The organism is Bacillus sp. GW823-FHT06A11 (assembly GCF_058795355.1).
On record NZ_JBXAHS010000011.1, the window covers coordinates 1 to 16,907 of the forward strand.

Genomic DNA, 16,907 nt, shown 5'->3' on the forward strand with positions numbered 1-16,907 from the left:
TCTGTTTCATATAAATCCGGATGAATCATGAGCTTGATATCACTATGTTCCACGATATATTTTATTCTTTCCTCAGGATGTTCCGGATTAACAGGAATATAAGCATGGCCGGCTTTTAAAATAGCTACCATATTTACAATGGTCTCAATTCGTCTCTCTGCCCAAACTCCAATATAAGAATTGAGCGCATAGTTTTGTTCTGCTAAATAACGAGCGACCTGATTGGATTTTCTCGCCAACTCGCCATAGGTCAATGTATCCTGTCCTAATTTGACTGCAATAGCATCGGGAGTCTTCTGGCATTGCTGGTCTATTAATCTTTGCAGTAAATCCCCTTCATAATCTCCTTGTGTACGATTGTAATCAAGCAGTAGTTGATACTGTGTTACAGGCAGCGGCATAGATGAAAGTTTATTGTCTATAACTTGCTGCAATCGAAGTTGATACGTTTCAAACATGGCACTGATCATGTCTTCATCAAACAAATCTTTTGCATAATCCCAAGTCATAATTAATTGTCCGTCTCTTTCCGTGACTTGGAAATCTAAAAATACTTGAGGGGTTTGGCTTATTCCGTATTTAATTTCCCCTAATTTCGTCAACGTATCTGCAAATTCCGATTTATCGAATAACATACTAGTAAATACAATTGGCATAATCGCTTTACTAGTCATTTCTCTCTTACTTGCAATATTTCGTATAACATCAACACCACTATAAAAACGATGGTCTACTGCTTCAAATAATATATCTTGAACCATAGATGCTTTCTCCCAAAAGGCACGATGAACAGATAAATCAATATCTAACAATAAAACTGATGTAAAATCTCCAATCAACTTCATTACGTCTGGATGAAAGGACTGTCGATTAAATAATGTTAAATTAAGTGCCATTCTGGATTGATTGCTCCATTTGCACAAAACTTCCGCATAAATTGTACATAAGAATACAGATGGTGTTACACCGTACTGAGTTGCCAGGCCCTTCACAATATTCCATTGATCAGTTGTCAGACTTTTCTCCATTCGCTGAAATATTGGTTTCTCTATGAATTCTGGCTCACAAACTAATGGTAGCTGAGGTGCATAGGGAAAATCCTCTATTTTGGCTTGCCAATAGTCTTGAGCTTTTTGATAGGCGGAAGATTCACGAAAGCTCTCCAATGCCCTTACATAATCTGAGAATTGGAATGTTAAAGGTTTAATCTCCATATTCGGTTTCTCATAATAATCCATTATCTCTTGTATTAAAATTAATAAACTGCCTCCATCAGCAATTAATAAGTCAATATCCAGGAAGAGATAATTTTTCTTCTCACCAAGAATAAATGCAGTCAACTCAAATAATGGCCAATGATCTTGTTGGAAAACAAAATGTGACCTGCTATTTCTTTTTTCCAATATACGTTTTTGTTGATCCTCTAAAGACAAGTCTTGTAAATCTTCAATACAAATCTCATAAGAAGAATTAGAACGCCGAACTTTTTGCATTCCTGTATCATCAAAAATAGTACGCAGCATAAGCTGACGCTCTAAAACATGATTCAATGCATCGTTTAAGCGTTTAATATCTAATTCTGTTTCAAACTCATAATAGGCATGTGTGGAGACATTACCCATTTCCATAATATTTTGTCTTCCAACTAAATAGGCTCCTTGTATTTCTGTTACCTGGAACGGCTCATACCACATGTCTTTATTCCCTGTTAATTCGGATGCATTGACATCCTCTGCCTTTAGTTGTTCCTCAACCATCTTAATTATTTGTTCCAGGGTAGACATTTTGAAAAGGCTTACAATAGGGATTTCGACTTGAAATCGTTGATTTATTTCATCCTGGAAACGAATCAACGTTAACGAACTAACTCCCATCCGAGAAATCGTATCGTCTACTTTCAAAGAAGGGATAGAGAATACTTCTTTTGCAATTTCAACGATTTGATTTTCAATCTCCGTTTTGTTCCATGCTGACTTCTTTGCAGATTCCTTGATACTCTGATAAGAATATGGAGCTATTGCGATAACTTCATCAAACTCATGATTCTCAAATCGCTCTATTAAAATAAAACGTTTCACCTTTCCACTTGTTGTTTTCGGTATCGTTTTTATTGGAATTACATAATCTGCAGCTATTCCAACCCGTTCTAATACCATATCCTGCACTTGATGGGCAAGTGGCAAAAATGCCTTGGCATCTTTTCGATTATGTACAAATACTATAATTTCATCCCTGATCGATGACGGATTGCGAACACCACACACAACGACTTGAGACAACTCTGGGATCGCCAATGTTAACATATTTTCTATATCGCTAGCATAATAATTCTGACCATTTACAAACAGAATATCCTTCTTTCTGCCCATTACAATGAGTTCTCCATTGCGTAAAAGTCCTAAATCTCCTGTACAAAAGAAGCCCTGTTCATTAAAAGGGGAACTATCATGATTCATATATCCCTCAAATACATTTTTCCCCTTGATCACTATATTGCCTATGTAATTTTCCCCTAAGATGTGGTCTTCATCATCTACAATCAATATTTCTAATTCATATAATGGTTCTCCTACTATGGCAAACTCTGCTGCATTTGGCTCCTTCGTTTCTATATACTCCACTTCTTGACCAATACGAGCTTTATGACGGTTAATACATACACTTCTATTATGTCCTTCTTCAGGAATAGTAACAGCCAGACTAGCTTCTGCCATACCATAGACTTGATGGATCGTATTTTCACGCAAGCCAGAAGACGAGAATTTTTCATAAAATCGTCTAATGGTATCCATTGATATCGGTTCTGCACCACACATTATGTTTCGCACACTAGATAAATCAATATTTTCTAAATGTGAATCCTTTACAGTCTTTATCATCCAGTCTAATCCAAAATTCGGACTTACAAGCACCGTTGCTTTTAATTGCGCACATTTTTGAAGATATAGCCAAGATTTCTTTAAAAATGTACCCGAATTTAGAAGGGAATGAGATATACCCGCAAATATCGGAGTTAAATGATAACCGATCAAGCCCATATCATGTGTCAATGGTAACCAACTAGCCATGACATCATTTGTGTCTAGTTTCAAACGATCTACTATCTGTGCCAAATTATAAACTAGATTTTCATGTGTTAATTTTACTCCTTTAGGGTTACCTGTGCTGCCAGACGAATATTGTATATACGCTAAGTCCTGACAATCTACTGTAACGCATTGCCCCTCTTCCATATTACATGCTAAGGTTTCATACTCTAAGTATTTCAAATTATTGGCTTCATAACTTTCTCTAAACGTATTTAAATTTCTTTCATCAGTAATTATCCACGCATTCGGCAACTGCTCACTTACTTTCACTAACTTCTTGAAAGCTTCAGTGTCAGGCGATGCAATTAGCGGTACAGACAGAGGAACGGGGATCATGCCTCCTAAAATACAACCCCAAAACAACCTTATAAAGGATAGATTATTGTTTGTCTGAAAGATAATATAAGAGCCCTTCTGAAATCCCTGCTTTTGTAGTGCCCCTAAGATGGATTTGGCATTAAAATAAAGACTTTCATAAGACTCAAACAATTCAGAGCCATCGGATTGAGTAAAGTAAACTCCCCTTGATTTCTCGTTAGCATAAATTCCAAGTAATTGATCTAGTGTTATATTAACTCCATCCTCTAATACTGATTTTGTATAAGGTTTCATATTGCAACTCCTAAAAAGTTATTGTTTTTATGCTGCGATATTATCTTTGTTACAATTGATGCAACGTCTTGATCTTGCCTCTTTAATATTAAAATTTATGTTGAGAATTATTTATGTATATTGGCTTCTATAATTCTATTATATTCTATTTAAGGATTATATCAACAAAATTTTTAAAATTTTTCCAGTTCAAAGGGCGTGGTTTAAACCCACCGCCCTTAGCCTTCGGGTTGGATAGTAATAATCAGAATCACTTAAAAAAACACTCAATAATGCCCCCGTTGTCAAGACACGATTTTTTGAGGAAAAAGTTATGTCCTTCTTATCATGTCATGTAGCATTTCAGGATGCGATCTGTTCTCAATATATCATTTTTTTACATTTTCCAATTTAATAGCGTGCAGAAAGGCAAACAGCCTCTGCACGCTTGTGTATAAATCTTAAATTTCAACTTATATCTTATATCATACAGCAGTCATTTTCTTGATCATCCAGACGGTGCCACATCAAATGCTCATCGGTTTCCCTTGATAGTCAACGAAAACAAATTCACTATCGATACGAACTTGTCGATTAATGAGATTATAAATATCTTCTGCTGTTTCTGTTGGATGTGTCGGGGCTATCATTCCTCCCATATCCGTCCTTACCCACCCTGGATGGACGGAAAGGACTTGAATGCCTTCATTCTTTAATGCTACATGGAGCTTCTCGGACAACATATTTAAGGCAGCTTTCGACAATCCATAAGGATAATCACCACTATATGCATTTGTTAGACTACCACCTTCTGACAAGATGTTGATAATGGATTGATTCTCACCCTTTTTCAGCAAAGGTAGAAAATGTTTAATCACACGGGCTGGTCCTAACGTGTTGACATCAAATGCTAGTTTGATAGCCTCTATATCAAGATCCTCAATAGACGTACCCCTTCCATTAAGAATGGCAGCATTATTGATAATCACATCAAGACTTTCACCTACATTACGAGCTGCTTCACGAACAGATTCCTCGTCTGTGACATCTAAATGAAGAATTTCTAACTGGTTGCTATTTTTCTCTTTTAATTTGGTTAATTGAGTCCTTTTTTGTTCATTCGCATCTCTGACTTCAGCAAAAACTCGGTACCCTTTTTCTAATCCAACTTCGACAAATAAACCAAATAAATACTATATAATTTTGGTTAATCAACACGTGTGATACATAGTCATACTATCCCCTCCTTATACTTCAATTGTACCAGTTACAAGGAATTAATTTCCATAACGAAGAAAGACCAAAAAGCAACTTACACTTTTTGGCCTCTCTACTATCTTCTCTTCGTAATTTTCCCTGAACCACCAACCCTCGTTTTCGGGGGTGATGTATTCTTTGGCGGAGTTTTAATAGATGATTTCGGCTTCACATCTGATCCACTCGAACCACCTGGTGTTTTTGTAATTGTACCTTTGCTTCCAGTAGAAGGTGGAGGCGTCATATTACTTCCTTTTTCAGTAATACTTCCCTTATCACCTACTGATGATTTCGAATCTACATTATCGCCTCGCTTAATGATAGATCCTTTCCCTTCCTTCGTAATTGGAGGTGGGGTTTTCTTTTCTTCTTTCGTAGGTGGTCTTTCTGGAATAACTGGTTTATGATTTTGTCTGTCATTATATCCTCGATAATCACCGGGCGATGATTTTCTTGAACCGAATATATCGTTTAATATGCTACCCATAATATATCCTTGCAAGAAGGACGGTTGGTAATTTTGACGGACAAATTCTTTATTACTTATTTCAATTAACGTATCAGATGGTTTCTCTTTATCCTTTTGCAGGTTATAAATCTTATCAGAATAAACGAGGAACATTTGATTTTCGTCTTCTTTAGATGCTTGCTTCGGTTCTCTTTCGTTAATGAGTTCCTTCGCTACTTCAGGAACTGACCGATTGGCGGCCCTATACACGTAAGATTCTTGTTTACCTTCCTTGGCAACAGATTCAAGTGGATAACGGTCTTGAATCGACTTTGTCTGCCCGCCTTGACAACCTGATAAGGCATAACCAGCAACAACAAGTAATATAACGATAGCAAGTATAGGGATTACAAACGATTTAATCATGGTAAACAATCGGTTTGACATGATTACGCCCCCTTACGTTGCTCTTATAATTTGTACATCAGCAGGAATGATTGCTTCTCCCTCATACATCATTGTGCGACCATTTTGCCATTCAATACGCAATAATTTTCGATTGTCTGATTGGAATTCCCATACGTACTGTTCTTCTGAAGCTGAGAATGGAGTTTTTCCCATAACAACAACACGTCCGTTATATTGTTCTTCCATATGGTACTCGGTATCATCCATTTCAATTGTCGTCGGAATTTCATCAATTGAATCTAAGCGACCATCAATTGGTGTATATAATTTGTAATACGTATTTTCACGATCTTCAATTTTTAAATAACGAATGTCTTTTCCATCTTGCAATGTCAAAACAATTTCCTTACGCGAATGCATACTCGTTTTCCCAATTAATTCATACATAACTAATGACACTTCAATCATATCGCCAGGAGCTAACGTTAAAAGACTCTTTTCCGGCTTCGGTGGCTCTGGGCTTTTCATTATATTTTTAATTCGTTTAAATAAACTCATGATCTACCCCTCCTTTTCTCTTTATAAACAAGCACCTAAAATTAGTGCACCAACAATATGTAATGATCCGGCTAACATCGCATGTGCAACGCTACCTTCTTTCGTACCTTCTTCTAAATCAAGACCAGACATTTTCTTTAATACAAATTCGATAAGCATTTCTACCACTAATAAAATAACGAAAGAAACTGCTGAAGCAAGAAGTGCCTGCCATAAGTCATTTGCTTTCGTAATTGATTGGGATAAAATGTACCCTTGTGCAAATAATTTCATAATAAAACGAGTTGTTACAGCTGTATTTCCATTTTTAATTTCTTTTAAATCATTGTATTTTGTAAAAATTGAATCAACCCACATAATTGCAAATAAAAGTACTGCACTCGCTCCAGTCCATACAAGCATGGCAACTACATTCATCCATGTCATTGCAAAACCTCCTCTAAATATAATAGAAAACCGACATGAATATATTTAGACATGTCGGTTCATTTGTCTCTATTCTATATTATTTCTCATACTGCTTCATAATACGAGCTAATTCATCGTCAACAGCAGAATTTTTGTTTAAGCTTGCGAATTCATCATCTAATGATTTTTCTTTCTTATAAACTTCACCGCTTGCTTCTGCTTCAGCCTCTAATTGAAGAGCTTTCTCTTCCATACGGCTTAAACCAGCTTTTGCTGAGTTTGAATCAAATCCAGACATCGCCTGATTAATATTCTTTTGTGCTTTCGCCGCATTTACACGTGCTACAAGTGTTTCACGTTTATTTTTCAGCTCATTTAATTGCTTACGCATTTCTTCTAGCTTTAGGCGCAGGTTATCAGCAGCAGCTTTATTTTGCTCATAGCTTGCTTTATACTCATTCATCTTTTGCTCCGCATTTTGTTTTTCTTCTAATGCACGGCGCGCAAGATCTAAGTTATTAGCTTGAACAGCCATATGAGCTTGCTCTTCACGTTTTTTCACAAGTGCTTCTTGCTCTTCAAATAATATTTTGAATTTCTTCTCAAGCGCGATTTGAGCTGCTACACTTTTCTCAGCTTCTTGTACATCCGCTTGCATATCGCGTAAATATTGATCAGTCATCTTAACTGGATCTTCCGCTTTTTCAATTAATGAATATACATTCGACATTGTTAAATCTCTTAATCGTTTAAATACAGACATCTAAATTCCTCCTATGATATACCTCATATTTCAAATTCACTACTTGGAAAACTGAAAAATCTCCCTTTACAGTAAAGAATATTCATTTTTACAGCCTATGTGTTTATTATAACAAAACTAATATGTCCTTACATGTTATTTCCAAAATACATCCATTATAATATGACATTCTATATACAATATTGTATTTCTAATATATTCTCATTATCCCTCTTTGAAATTAACTTACTTTTGTGCAATTTCACTAAATTACATAAGTGTAATGTTACTGTAAGCTAACTCGATAGTTGCATTCTGATATTTCTTATACACTAATACCAGAAGCAACAAACAAGCTTCTTCACTTGTAAGCAATAATACAAAAATTGTATTTAATATAAAACATATAAAAGGAGAAATCATCATGAAAAAATTAGTAGGAATCGGATTAGCAGCAGCAATTTCACTTGGAGCATTATCAGGTTGTTCTTTCTTAGGAGAGAAAGCGAACGGTTTTGTACTGTACGGCTCAGAAGAACAAGTTCAGCAAATTACAGATAAAAACAAAAAAGAAGTGAAAGAAAAAGACTTCTATAAAATGAAAATGACAACATTAGATGGTAAAAAAGTTCTTGTAATGGATAAGAAAACTGGTGATGAACTAGTGAAAAAAGAGTTACTTAGCAAAGTTGATGAAAAAGACAACACGAAACCACTTGATAAATTACCAGCTGTAACAACAGAACAAGGTGTCTTATTTGCAAAAGAAAAAGTAGAAAATGCTACACTTGATGGAGCCAAATTAAAATATGAAGGTAACACAATTATCGGAAGTGGCCGTGCATATACAGATATGTATGCGATTGTCGATGACGCAACTTACAACAATGTAAAAGGTGATGAAAAATCTGTAGGTGTATTAAAATTTGATAAAGACCCAAGTAAAGAATTCCCTGGTTACAACGGCGTCGAAGCTTCTCAACTTGTAAAAATTAAAAAGTAAAACAAAAAAGCTTTGCGAAATTCGCAAAGCTTTTTTCTATTTATTATGAGCAACTTGTTCCATATCTGGACTACAAGTTTTCGACTGACATGACTTATTTAAAGAACATGCTGCGCATTTTCCTTTTTTACTTCTCTTTACAAAATTAACTAACGTGTATGCTGCATAACCAAAAATGATAGCTCCAATTATAATATTGACCATCATTATACATCTCCTTTTAGAATCCTAGTAAAGATCCAACTTGGTATATAATAAGCGTTAATACATAAGCAACAACAAGCGGGTAAACGACTGAGAAAATCGTCCATTTCGCTGATCCTGTTTCACGTTTAATAACAGCCACCGTCGCTAAACATGGAACGTATAATAAAATAAAGAACATAAATGCATAAGCTGATAATGCTGTATAATGTGCTCCCATTACGTTTCCAAGCACATCTTCTTTAACTGCATAAATAATTGCCATTGTTGAAACGACAACTTCCTTCGCTAAAAATCCTGTTAAAAGGGATGCTGCAGCTTGCCACGTTCCGAAGCCGAGCGGTGCAAATAGTGGTGCGATAAATCCACCAATCATCGCTAAGTAACTGTCTCCCATATCAACACCAAATCCTGATGGACCTGCATAGTTTAATAACCAAATGACAACCGAACCACCAAAGATGAATGTACCAGCTTTACGAACAAATCCTTTTCCTTTCTCCCACGTGCTCAGCCATAATGTTTTCGCTTGTGGCACACGGTAAGGCGGTAATTCAATTACGAAAATAGACTTTTCCGCTTTCAAAATCGTAAGAGACATAATTTTTGTAACTAATAACGCAAGAACAATCCCTGCAACATATAAAGAAAATACAACAGTCGCCTGACTATGCGGGAAGAATACGCCCGCAAATAATGCATATACAGGTAATCGTGCTGAACAAGACATAAATGGTGTTACTAAAATGGTAAGTAAACGTTCTTTCTCCTGTTCAATCGTTCTCGCAGCCATAATACCTGGAACGTTACATCCAAAACCGATAATCATCGGAATAAAAGCTTTTCCGTTTAAGCCGAAAAACTCCATAATTCTATCCATAACAACTGCAATTCGCGCCATATACCCTGAGTCTTCTAATAATGAAATGAAAAAGAATAGTGCAAAGATTTGTGGTACGAATACTAATACAGCACCAACACCGGCAATAATACCTTCTGTAACGAGTGCTTGAATAAAATGAGAAGCTCCAATACTTGTAAGTCCAGCCGTCACCCAATCCGTAAGCTGGCCACCAAAAAACTCATCTAACATATCCGATAAAGGTGTACCAATCCACGTAAACGTAACCTGAAAAATAAAAAACATAACTGCTAAAAAGATTGGAAGTCCTAAAATTTTATGTGTAATTAATCTATCAATTTTTTCTGAAAAAGGAATTTTCCCTTCTTTCTCATGCTTCATAACATTTGTTTTTAACTTTTCAATATACGCTTCACGAGTTTTGTAAATGTGCTCTTCTAACGTACAATCAAGTTTTCCTTCTAAGCGAGATCGAATGGCTATGAGTTCCTTATAAATTGGTAATGCTTTCATTTCTTTTTCTACTACTTCGTTATTGCTTAAAAATTGAAGTGCTAACCATCTCGGATGCTCGTAATTCACTGTCTCTAAAAGAGCAATTACTTCTCCAATTCCTTCATCCATTTGTACACCATATGAAATAAGGAATGGCTTTTTCTCTTTTTTGTCATTTTCTTTAAGAGTCGTAAGCAGTTCTTCACAGCCTTTTCCACTCCTTGCAACGACAGGAACGACTGTTACACCTAATAGTTCTGATAATCGTTTTACATCAATGACAATTCCTCTTTGCTTCGCCACATCAACCATATTTAAACCAATTGAGACCGGCTTACCAAATTCAAGTAATTGCAACGTTAAATGCATATTTCTCTCAAACTGCGAAGAATCTACGATATTTAACATATGATTAAATTCTTCTGTTAATAGAAAGTTTGTTACAACACCTTCATCACGTGAAACTGGATTTAAATCATACACACCTGGTAAATCAATTAATGTTCCTTGTCTATCTTTTAATTTACCAACCTTTTTTTCTACTGTTACACCGCTCCAGTTTCCTACGTATTCATAAGAACCAGTAAGTGCATTAAATAATGATGTCTTCCCTGTATTCGGATTCCCTAGCAAAGCTACCTTATTCACGCTAATTCCACCTTTATCATTTTCGCGTCACAATGACGAATACTAATTAACTGTCCACGACACTCCAATGTACAAGGACCTTTGAACATCGCTTTCTGTTTCAAGCGAAGTTCGCTTCCTTCCGCAAGACCGAAAGCAGCTAGTCTACGCTTTAATAGCTGATCTAAAGACTGAATACTTTTTACTAACACTTTCTCTCCAATTTTAATATCTACTAAGCTCATAACCTTCCCCCTCAGAAGAGAATGATAATTATTTTCAAAAAAATTATACCACACCCAATTTCTCTTGTACTATACCCTTTTGCTTCATATTTATTAACATTTCGCTACAATTCTATTTCAATTATTGTCATACAGCATTTGTTTGCCATTCTCATCCATTTCGCTTACAATAAACAATAGCAAATAAAGAATCTCGTTATCACTGGGGGAGCCATGCCGCTGAGAGGGAACACTTCGTTCCGACCCTTCGAACCTGTTAGTTAATGCTAACGCAGGGATTGTGCAAACGTCCGAAATACATACCTCATTTTTATTTACGTATTTCGTATCCTCCTATGATATCTATTCTTTTTTGTACAACTTGGATTTAGGGGGAGACAACATGCGTAACACCAATTTACAAGCGATGATCGAATCTGCTATTCTTGCAGCCTTCGCCTTGGTCATCGACATTTTACCACTTTCAATAAAAATATCAGCAACAGGCGGTTCCATTTCATTTGCTATGATTCCTATTTTTATTATCGCATACCGCTGGGGCTTCAAAATGGCTTTCTTAGGAGGCTTAATTTGGGGATTATTACAAATTGTCGTAGGCGATGCCATTATCGTCACACCAATTCAAGTATTAATTGAATACTTTGTTGCTTTCGCATTCATTGGATTTGCTGGTTTATTCTATCGTCCAATTCAAAAGGCACTTTTAGCGTCAAATGAAAATAGCGAAGAACAATCAAATTTAGGTAGCCGTAAAGACAAACCTTCATCAAAACCAAACCAAGGAAAGAAAGTAATTGGATACATTATCGTCGCTACTTTTATCGGTAGTCTAGCTCGTTACTTCTGTCACTTTATCGCTGGTATCATTTTCTGGGGACAATATGCACCAAAAGGCCAATCGGCTTTCCTATATTCTTTAATATTTAACGGTAGTACAATGATTGGTTCCTATATTCTATGTACCGTTTTACTTATATTTTTATTTATCACTTCACCACGCTTATTCAAAAGCATCAGTGCTTATCAAATGAATACACAAAAAAAGGGCGCTTAATGAGCGCTCTTTTTTCATATCGTAATATTAATTAAAAATACAATAAATGCGCAAAAGAAAATAAATACCATTATACTTAGCCAATTGCTATGCACGGTTCATCGACTCCTTACATAACCTCATATTCTAAACAAATTATACTGATTAAAAATAAAGATTAGGTAAAGATAATATGAAAATAATTTAAAAAAACGTAGATCATATTTTCTACGCTTTTTTCGGCAAATAGAAATAAAATAACACACCATTTTCTGTATTTCCTGCCCCATATTCAGTATCATGTAGTTCTAAAATATTCTTTGAAATGGCAAGCCCAAGCCCCGTCCCACCTTGTGAACGCTGACGAGCTGTATCCACTCGATAAAAACGATCCCAAATTTTATCTAATTGTTCTTCTTCAATGTGAGTACCTTTATTTTCAATGCACACTTTTATACGATCCTTCTCATCTATTGTAGAAATAATAATATCTTCTTTATTTGGTGTATAACGTATGGCATTCGTAATGAAATTCACGATGACTTGTTCAATCCGACCTTGATTTGCAATCACTTCAAATGAACATATATTTTTATGAACACGAAGCTCTTTTTTCTCTATTTCCACAGATAGATGTTCACATATGTCTTCAATTACTGTATCAATATAAAACGAATCCTTTTTCATTTTATACGTACCAGATTCAAATTTAGCTAACTCAAGCATATCCAAAATTAACGTATCCATTTTGTCTACTTCTCTCTCCATCGCCTGAAAATAATAATCCTTTTTATGCTCAGCTACCCCGTCTTTTAAAATAAAAATACAGCTTTTCATAATACTTAGCGGTGTTTTTAATTCATGTGAAACACCAGAAATGAATTCTTTCCGTGTATTTTCTAACTTTCTTTCCTTTTCAATATCGTGTTCAAGCTGTCCGATATGAGAATTTAATTTGTTAGAAAGTATATTAATATTTTTCGATAAATCACCAATTTCATCTTTTGAAGTAATCGGTATTTTTTCTGTAAAATCTAATTGTGCTATTTTCTTCGTCGTATCATTTATTTTTAATAACGGTTTGGCAATTTGTTTTGAATAATAAAACGAAGCTAAAAAAATAAGAACGACTACAAATGCAATGATGTATATGTAATAATCTTGCACCATTTGTACAGCTTCATCTACAGGCTGTAAAGAAGCCATAGCATAAATATATGTTACTGATCCGTCTTTTTCTTTTATTGGTTTAATTAATAATTTATATTTTATATCATTCTTTTCATAATCCATTGTTTGTGTTGTATATCGTATTTTATTGCTTTCTTTTAATAATAAATCGGTTTGAAAACCCTTAATATTATCTAAAAATATGCTATTTTTATAAATTGGATTCACAGGACCGTTTACATCTGGTAACTGTACTTTTGTAACACGTCCTCCTATGTAAACGCCTAATTCCTGAGCAGCTTCTTCCTGAACAGCTGGTTTCTTTTCCTTAGCAAGTTGCTCCCCAGCCGCTCTCTTTTTCTCCTCATCTAATTTTATTTTCTCCTGAAATGCTTTTTCTAACGGTTTATTAGATCCGCTTAAATTCTGCTTAGATAAAGAAAAAGAGAATGGAATAAAACTATCTTCTTTTCTCACTCCAGAAAAATAAATTTCTTGTCCTAAAAACTGCTCTGATAATTTATTATCAATTTCCTCTATATTGACGAGATTACCTAAGGGAATTTTGAATATTTGTTGTCCAAAGCTCTTTTGTTGCCTACGATCTATCGTTACTTCAAAATAAAAATCATCTGCGTGTTTTAAATTCCCGTTCTTATCTAATGTCGTAATCCACGTATTATTTTCTCTTAAAAAGTCTTGCTCAAGTTTCTGAATTCCTTCTACGTTTCCTGTGTAGTTTAAATAATTCTTCTCAAAGGAATTTAAATTTACTTTAATATCTTCCACTTTTCGATTCGCATAATATTGTTTAAAAAATATCGTTTGTCCAATAAATATCGTCGCTAAAATCAACATACATAATGCTGTTGTAAGAGTAAATAATTTTAGTACAATTCCTTTTCTCATATATTCCCCTCAAATTTATAACCAGTTCGTACTACAGTTGTAATGTACTTTGCTTTCTCTCCTAATTTATTTCTTAAATTACGAATATGACTATTAACCGTTCGATCATCGCCAGCAAATTCATATCCCCAAATTCTTGAAATGAGTTGTTCTCGCGTTAAAACGATTCCTTGATTTTTCATGAAATACGCTAATATTTCAAATTCTGTATGTGTTAAATTAATATCAGTTCGATTTACCGTAACAGTGCGCGACGGAAAATGAACGTGAATATCGTGGATTGATAATGTATCATCTTCATTCTCTAAAAGTTGCTTTGTCACTTTTCTGCTTTCTAACAACCTTTTCGCTCTTGCTAATAAAATTGGCGGACTATACGGCTTCGTCACATAATCATTTGCCCCAAGTTCAAAACCAAGTAACGTATCGTCTTCATCTACGCGCGCCGTCAGCATAATAATAGGCACCTCGGACGTCTTTCGAATTCTTCGGCAAACAGACCATCCATCGAGTTCTGGCAACATAATATCTAAAATAACTAAATCAACCTCTTCTTCTTCAAATACAACTAAAGCCTCTTTCCCGTCCCTCGCTTCAAACACTACATATTGCTCACTTAAAAAATAATCTTTTAATATTTCACGTAATATGTCTTCATCTTCAACAATTAAAATGTTTTTTGACATAACTTATATCCCCCTCCCGCTTTCAGAAACTATAATTTCACTTCGAATAACTTCCAGTTAACTTCGCCTCGATAATATATCTATCTGGTGCATCCCCTATATAATTAAATGGGTAACAAGTTGTCAGTGTTAATATCGGTTCTTCTTTTTTTATAATAACAGTACGATCATCCGCATGAGTAATCCATGTCTTTTGAATTTCATATGTGTACGTTTTATTATCATACTCTAAAACAAGGGTATCCTTTTCTTTCAACTCTCCTAAATCTGTAAATACAGTATCTCGATGTCCACTCAGTACAGTATGTCCTCCTCCAGATGGGGTTGTCGTTAAATCACTAACAAACATACCAACTCCTTTTTTCAAAGTCGTATCATCCGCTCCCCAATATATAGAAAACTTCTTCTTTATTTTCGGTATGTTTAACATCGCTACCTTTTCTCCTTCTTTATGTTCTGTTTGAGAAGAAGGCACTTGAGAAGTTACAGGTGTTTCATGAGAAAGTTGAGTATCTTGTATATTTTGAAGGCTCTTTATTTCTTCTGCCGTTAATTGCCCGGCAGAGCTTTTTCCTTTATACCATTCCACAGCGTAATAGGATCCCATGAATAGCCCTATAGCCATCAATATGATACCAATATAATTGAGTAACTTCATTCTTCATTCCTCCATGCCAAAAATGGTAGGAGTAACCTACCATTTTTAATATATGAAATTATCCCATTCTTTATAGGAAAATATTTTATTTACGCTTTAACCTTATTACGACGATTCAAACCAAATAATGTACCTATCGCTACAAGACATGTACTTAATCCCATCATTGCTACATTATTTGATGCTGTATTTGGTAATTTTTCACCTTGTACAACTGGCTTTACTACTTCTTTTTTAGCTACTTCATTCTTTTGTTCGACTTTTATCGCTGCTTCTTTTTTTGCCATATCATTTTTTAACTGTTCTTGCGCTATTCTCTTTTTCTCTTCTTCACTCTTTTTCTCAGCTTTTATTGCTTCCTCTTTTTTAGCCATATCATTTTTTTCTTGTACTTGGGCCGCTTGTTTTTTCTCTACTTCATTTTTTTGCTGTTCCTTAATTGCTTCTTCTTTTTTAGCTTTATCTTGTTGCACTTGCGCTTCTTCTTCCTTTGTTACTGTTCCAGTATCCGCACTCGCTACTGAAGAATATCCTACTGTTAAAAGTGCCATTGCACAAATTGGTAATAGTCTCTTTTTCATTTTCATTCTCTCCTTATATTTTATTCACATCAACTCGCATCGGATGTATTACTAGAATAAGCAAGCGATATAAATATAAGATGCAGATGAAATATATTTCATTTAAAGATTTCATTGTAGAAAAAGAAAAAACATCGCAATATGTACGATGTTTTTTCGGGTGTGTGTCTCAATATTTACATGTTACTTTCGCGTGATTTGGAAGTAGAACGGGCCGGAGCGATAACTAATTGTCTCGGCTCAGTTTTCTTGAAGTGATTTTTGACGTTACACTTACGACGTTGAACAACCCACGCTTTAATAGGGTTTGTTAAAATAATCTTTTGCTCTTCGTTAGGGGCCTCTTCTTCAAACCTACAACTTTCGCTCCATTTATTCCATTTCATTGTAAATTTAGAAGAAGAATGATCATCTTCACGATCAAACAAGTGCAAAAAATCCATTTTTCCATCTAGCATTACGGTGTTACTAGTCGCTAAAAAAGAAAAGGTCGTCCAACGTTTCTCCATGCCCTCCTACTCCTTTTTCACATATAGAGTGCCTAAAACTTAATTTACCTAAAATATGCTTGCCTTTTACCTTACACCCATAGTTTATCCAAAATGCTATTATGCAACTATCGATTTGTCTTACAACTACCTTACATTTTTGTAAGAAACAAAAAAACCTTCACTCTATATAATGAAGGTTTCTTACTTTTTATCTATATGATCTCTCATATCATCAAGTCCAGCTTCTTTTAGCTGCGACATCATACCGTGCGAAATTGCTCCTAACACTAAAGTCATTCCAATTAATGAAATACGAATCGCAGGTACATCAATTACGTAAGCCAACAGGCCAAGAACAATTGTTAAAAGTAATGCTTTTATAAATGTTACACTTGTGTACTGTTTCTTCTTCATCATATTCACCCTTTATGGAAGCGTTTTC

16 protein-coding genes, 1 pseudogene and 1 riboswitch are annotated in these 16,907 nt (G+C 34.9%); of the genes and pseudogenes, 2 read left to right on the plus strand and 15 right to left on the minus strand.

What is annotated here, in order from left to right; genetic code table 11:
- The 6 genes and pseudogenes from AC1Q8L_RS28205 to AC1Q8L_RS28230 form a co-directional block, all read right to left on the minus strand.
- A partial coding sequence (locus AC1Q8L_RS28205) for an AMP-binding protein (RefSeq protein WP_492339544.1) occupies positions 1-3,701 on the minus strand: 3,701 nt, incomplete at its 3' end.
- A gap of 506 nt (positions 3,702-4,207) precedes the next feature.
- A pseudogene (locus AC1Q8L_RS28210) lies at positions 4,208-4,831 on the minus strand (SDR family oxidoreductase); the annotation flags it as partial.
- Positions 4,832-5,013: 182 nt separating this feature from the next.
- Positions 5,014-5,832 (minus strand): DUF4247 domain-containing protein, encoded by an 819-nt coding sequence (locus AC1Q8L_RS28215; RefSeq protein WP_000071187.1) that lies wholly within the window; start codon positions 5,830-5,832, stop codon positions 5,014-5,016.
- 12 nt (positions 5,833-5,844) lie between these two features.
- Entirely contained in the window at positions 5,845-6,351 is a 507-nt protein-coding gene (locus AC1Q8L_RS28220; RefSeq protein WP_000051746.1) for a DUF4178 domain-containing protein, read from the minus strand.
- A gap of 21 nt (positions 6,352-6,372) precedes the next feature.
- Positions 6,373-6,777 (minus strand): DUF350 domain-containing protein, encoded by a 405-nt coding sequence (locus AC1Q8L_RS28225; protein WP_000220088.1) that lies wholly within the window; start codon positions 6,775-6,777, stop codon positions 6,373-6,375.
- 79 nt (positions 6,778-6,856) lie between these two features.
- Positions 6,857-7,522 carry a PspA/IM30 family protein gene (locus tag AC1Q8L_RS28230; protein ID WP_000110280.1) on the minus strand — a complete coding sequence of 222 codons (666 nt, stop codon included), beginning with the start codon at positions 7,520-7,522 and terminating at the stop codon, positions 6,857-6,859.
- A gap of 403 nt (positions 7,523-7,925) precedes the next feature.
- Here AC1Q8L_RS28230 and AC1Q8L_RS28235 point away from each other — a divergent pair, with 403 nt between their 5' ends.
- Positions 7,926-8,504, plus strand: a complete 579-nt coding sequence (locus AC1Q8L_RS28235) for a lipoprotein BA_5634 family protein (RefSeq protein WP_000737495.1) — start codon at positions 7,926-7,928, stop codon at positions 8,502-8,504.
- 36 nt (positions 8,505-8,540) lie between these two features.
- On the opposite strand, the gene AC1Q8L_RS28240 is transcribed toward AC1Q8L_RS28235, so the two are convergent.
- From AC1Q8L_RS28240 to AC1Q8L_RS28250, 3 genes are read right to left on the minus strand one after another with little or no spacing between them, the layout of a single operon-like run.
- Positions 8,541-8,711 (minus strand): FeoB-associated Cys-rich membrane protein, encoded by a 171-nt coding sequence (locus AC1Q8L_RS28240; RefSeq protein ID WP_000989593.1) that lies wholly within the window; start codon positions 8,709-8,711, stop codon positions 8,541-8,543.
- A 13-nt stretch (positions 8,712-8,724) separates the two neighbouring features.
- Positions 8,725-10,713 carry a ferrous iron transport protein B gene (feoB, locus tag AC1Q8L_RS28245; RefSeq protein WP_001044842.1) on the minus strand — a complete coding sequence of 663 codons (1,989 nt, stop codon included), beginning with the start codon at positions 10,711-10,713 and terminating at the stop codon, positions 8,725-8,727.
- Positions 10,710-10,937 (minus strand): FeoA family protein, encoded by a 228-nt coding sequence (locus AC1Q8L_RS28250; protein ID WP_000060512.1) that lies wholly within the window; start codon positions 10,935-10,937, stop codon positions 10,710-10,712. Before AC1Q8L_RS28250 ends, feoB begins: the two co-directional genes overlap by 4 nt.
- 194 nt (positions 10,938-11,131) lie before the next feature.
- A riboswitch (TPP riboswitch) is annotated at positions 11,132-11,233 on the plus strand.
- Positions 11,234-11,319: 86 nt separating this feature from the next.
- Between AC1Q8L_RS28250 and AC1Q8L_RS28255 the strand changes: the two genes are divergently transcribed.
- Complete coding sequence (locus tag AC1Q8L_RS28255; protein WP_001246567.1) at positions 11,320-11,991, plus strand: energy-coupled thiamine transporter ThiT; 672 nt, start codon at positions 11,320-11,322, stop codon at positions 11,989-11,991.
- A gap of 207 nt (positions 11,992-12,198) precedes the next feature.
- On the opposite strand, the gene AC1Q8L_RS28260 is transcribed toward AC1Q8L_RS28255, so the two are convergent.
- From AC1Q8L_RS28260 to AC1Q8L_RS28285, 6 genes are all read right to left on the minus strand, one after another.
- Positions 12,199-14,049, minus strand: coding sequence for a sensor histidine kinase (locus AC1Q8L_RS28260; protein WP_001225359.1), 1,851 nt, complete (start codon positions 14,047-14,049; stop codon positions 12,199-12,201).
- Positions 14,046-14,735 carry a response regulator transcription factor gene (locus AC1Q8L_RS28265; RefSeq protein WP_000041862.1) on the minus strand — a complete coding sequence of 230 codons (690 nt, stop codon included), beginning with the start codon at positions 14,733-14,735 and terminating at the stop codon, positions 14,046-14,048. The genes AC1Q8L_RS28260 and AC1Q8L_RS28265 overlap by 4 nt, the downstream gene beginning before the upstream one ends.
- A 37-nt stretch (positions 14,736-14,772) precedes the next feature.
- Entirely contained in the window at positions 14,773-15,393 is a 621-nt protein-coding gene (srtD, locus tag AC1Q8L_RS28270) for a class D sortase, LPxTATN-specific (RefSeq protein WP_000771575.1), read from the minus strand.
- A gap of 89 nt (positions 15,394-15,482) precedes the next feature.
- Positions 15,483-15,974 carry an LPXTG cell wall anchor domain-containing protein gene (locus tag AC1Q8L_RS28275; RefSeq protein ID WP_000746711.1) on the minus strand — a complete coding sequence of 164 codons (492 nt, stop codon included), beginning with the start codon at positions 15,972-15,974 and terminating at the stop codon, positions 15,483-15,485.
- Positions 15,975-16,150: 176 nt separating this feature from the next.
- Complete coding sequence (locus AC1Q8L_RS28280) at positions 16,151-16,483, minus strand: hypothetical protein (RefSeq protein WP_000415613.1); 333 nt, start codon at positions 16,481-16,483, stop codon at positions 16,151-16,153.
- 183 nt (positions 16,484-16,666) lie between these two features.
- Positions 16,667-16,882: a hypothetical protein gene (locus AC1Q8L_RS28285; protein ID WP_002001286.1), complete on the minus strand. Its 216-nt coding sequence runs from the start codon at positions 16,880-16,882 to the stop codon at positions 16,667-16,669.
- Between the last annotated feature and the right edge of the window lie 25 nt (positions 16,883-16,907).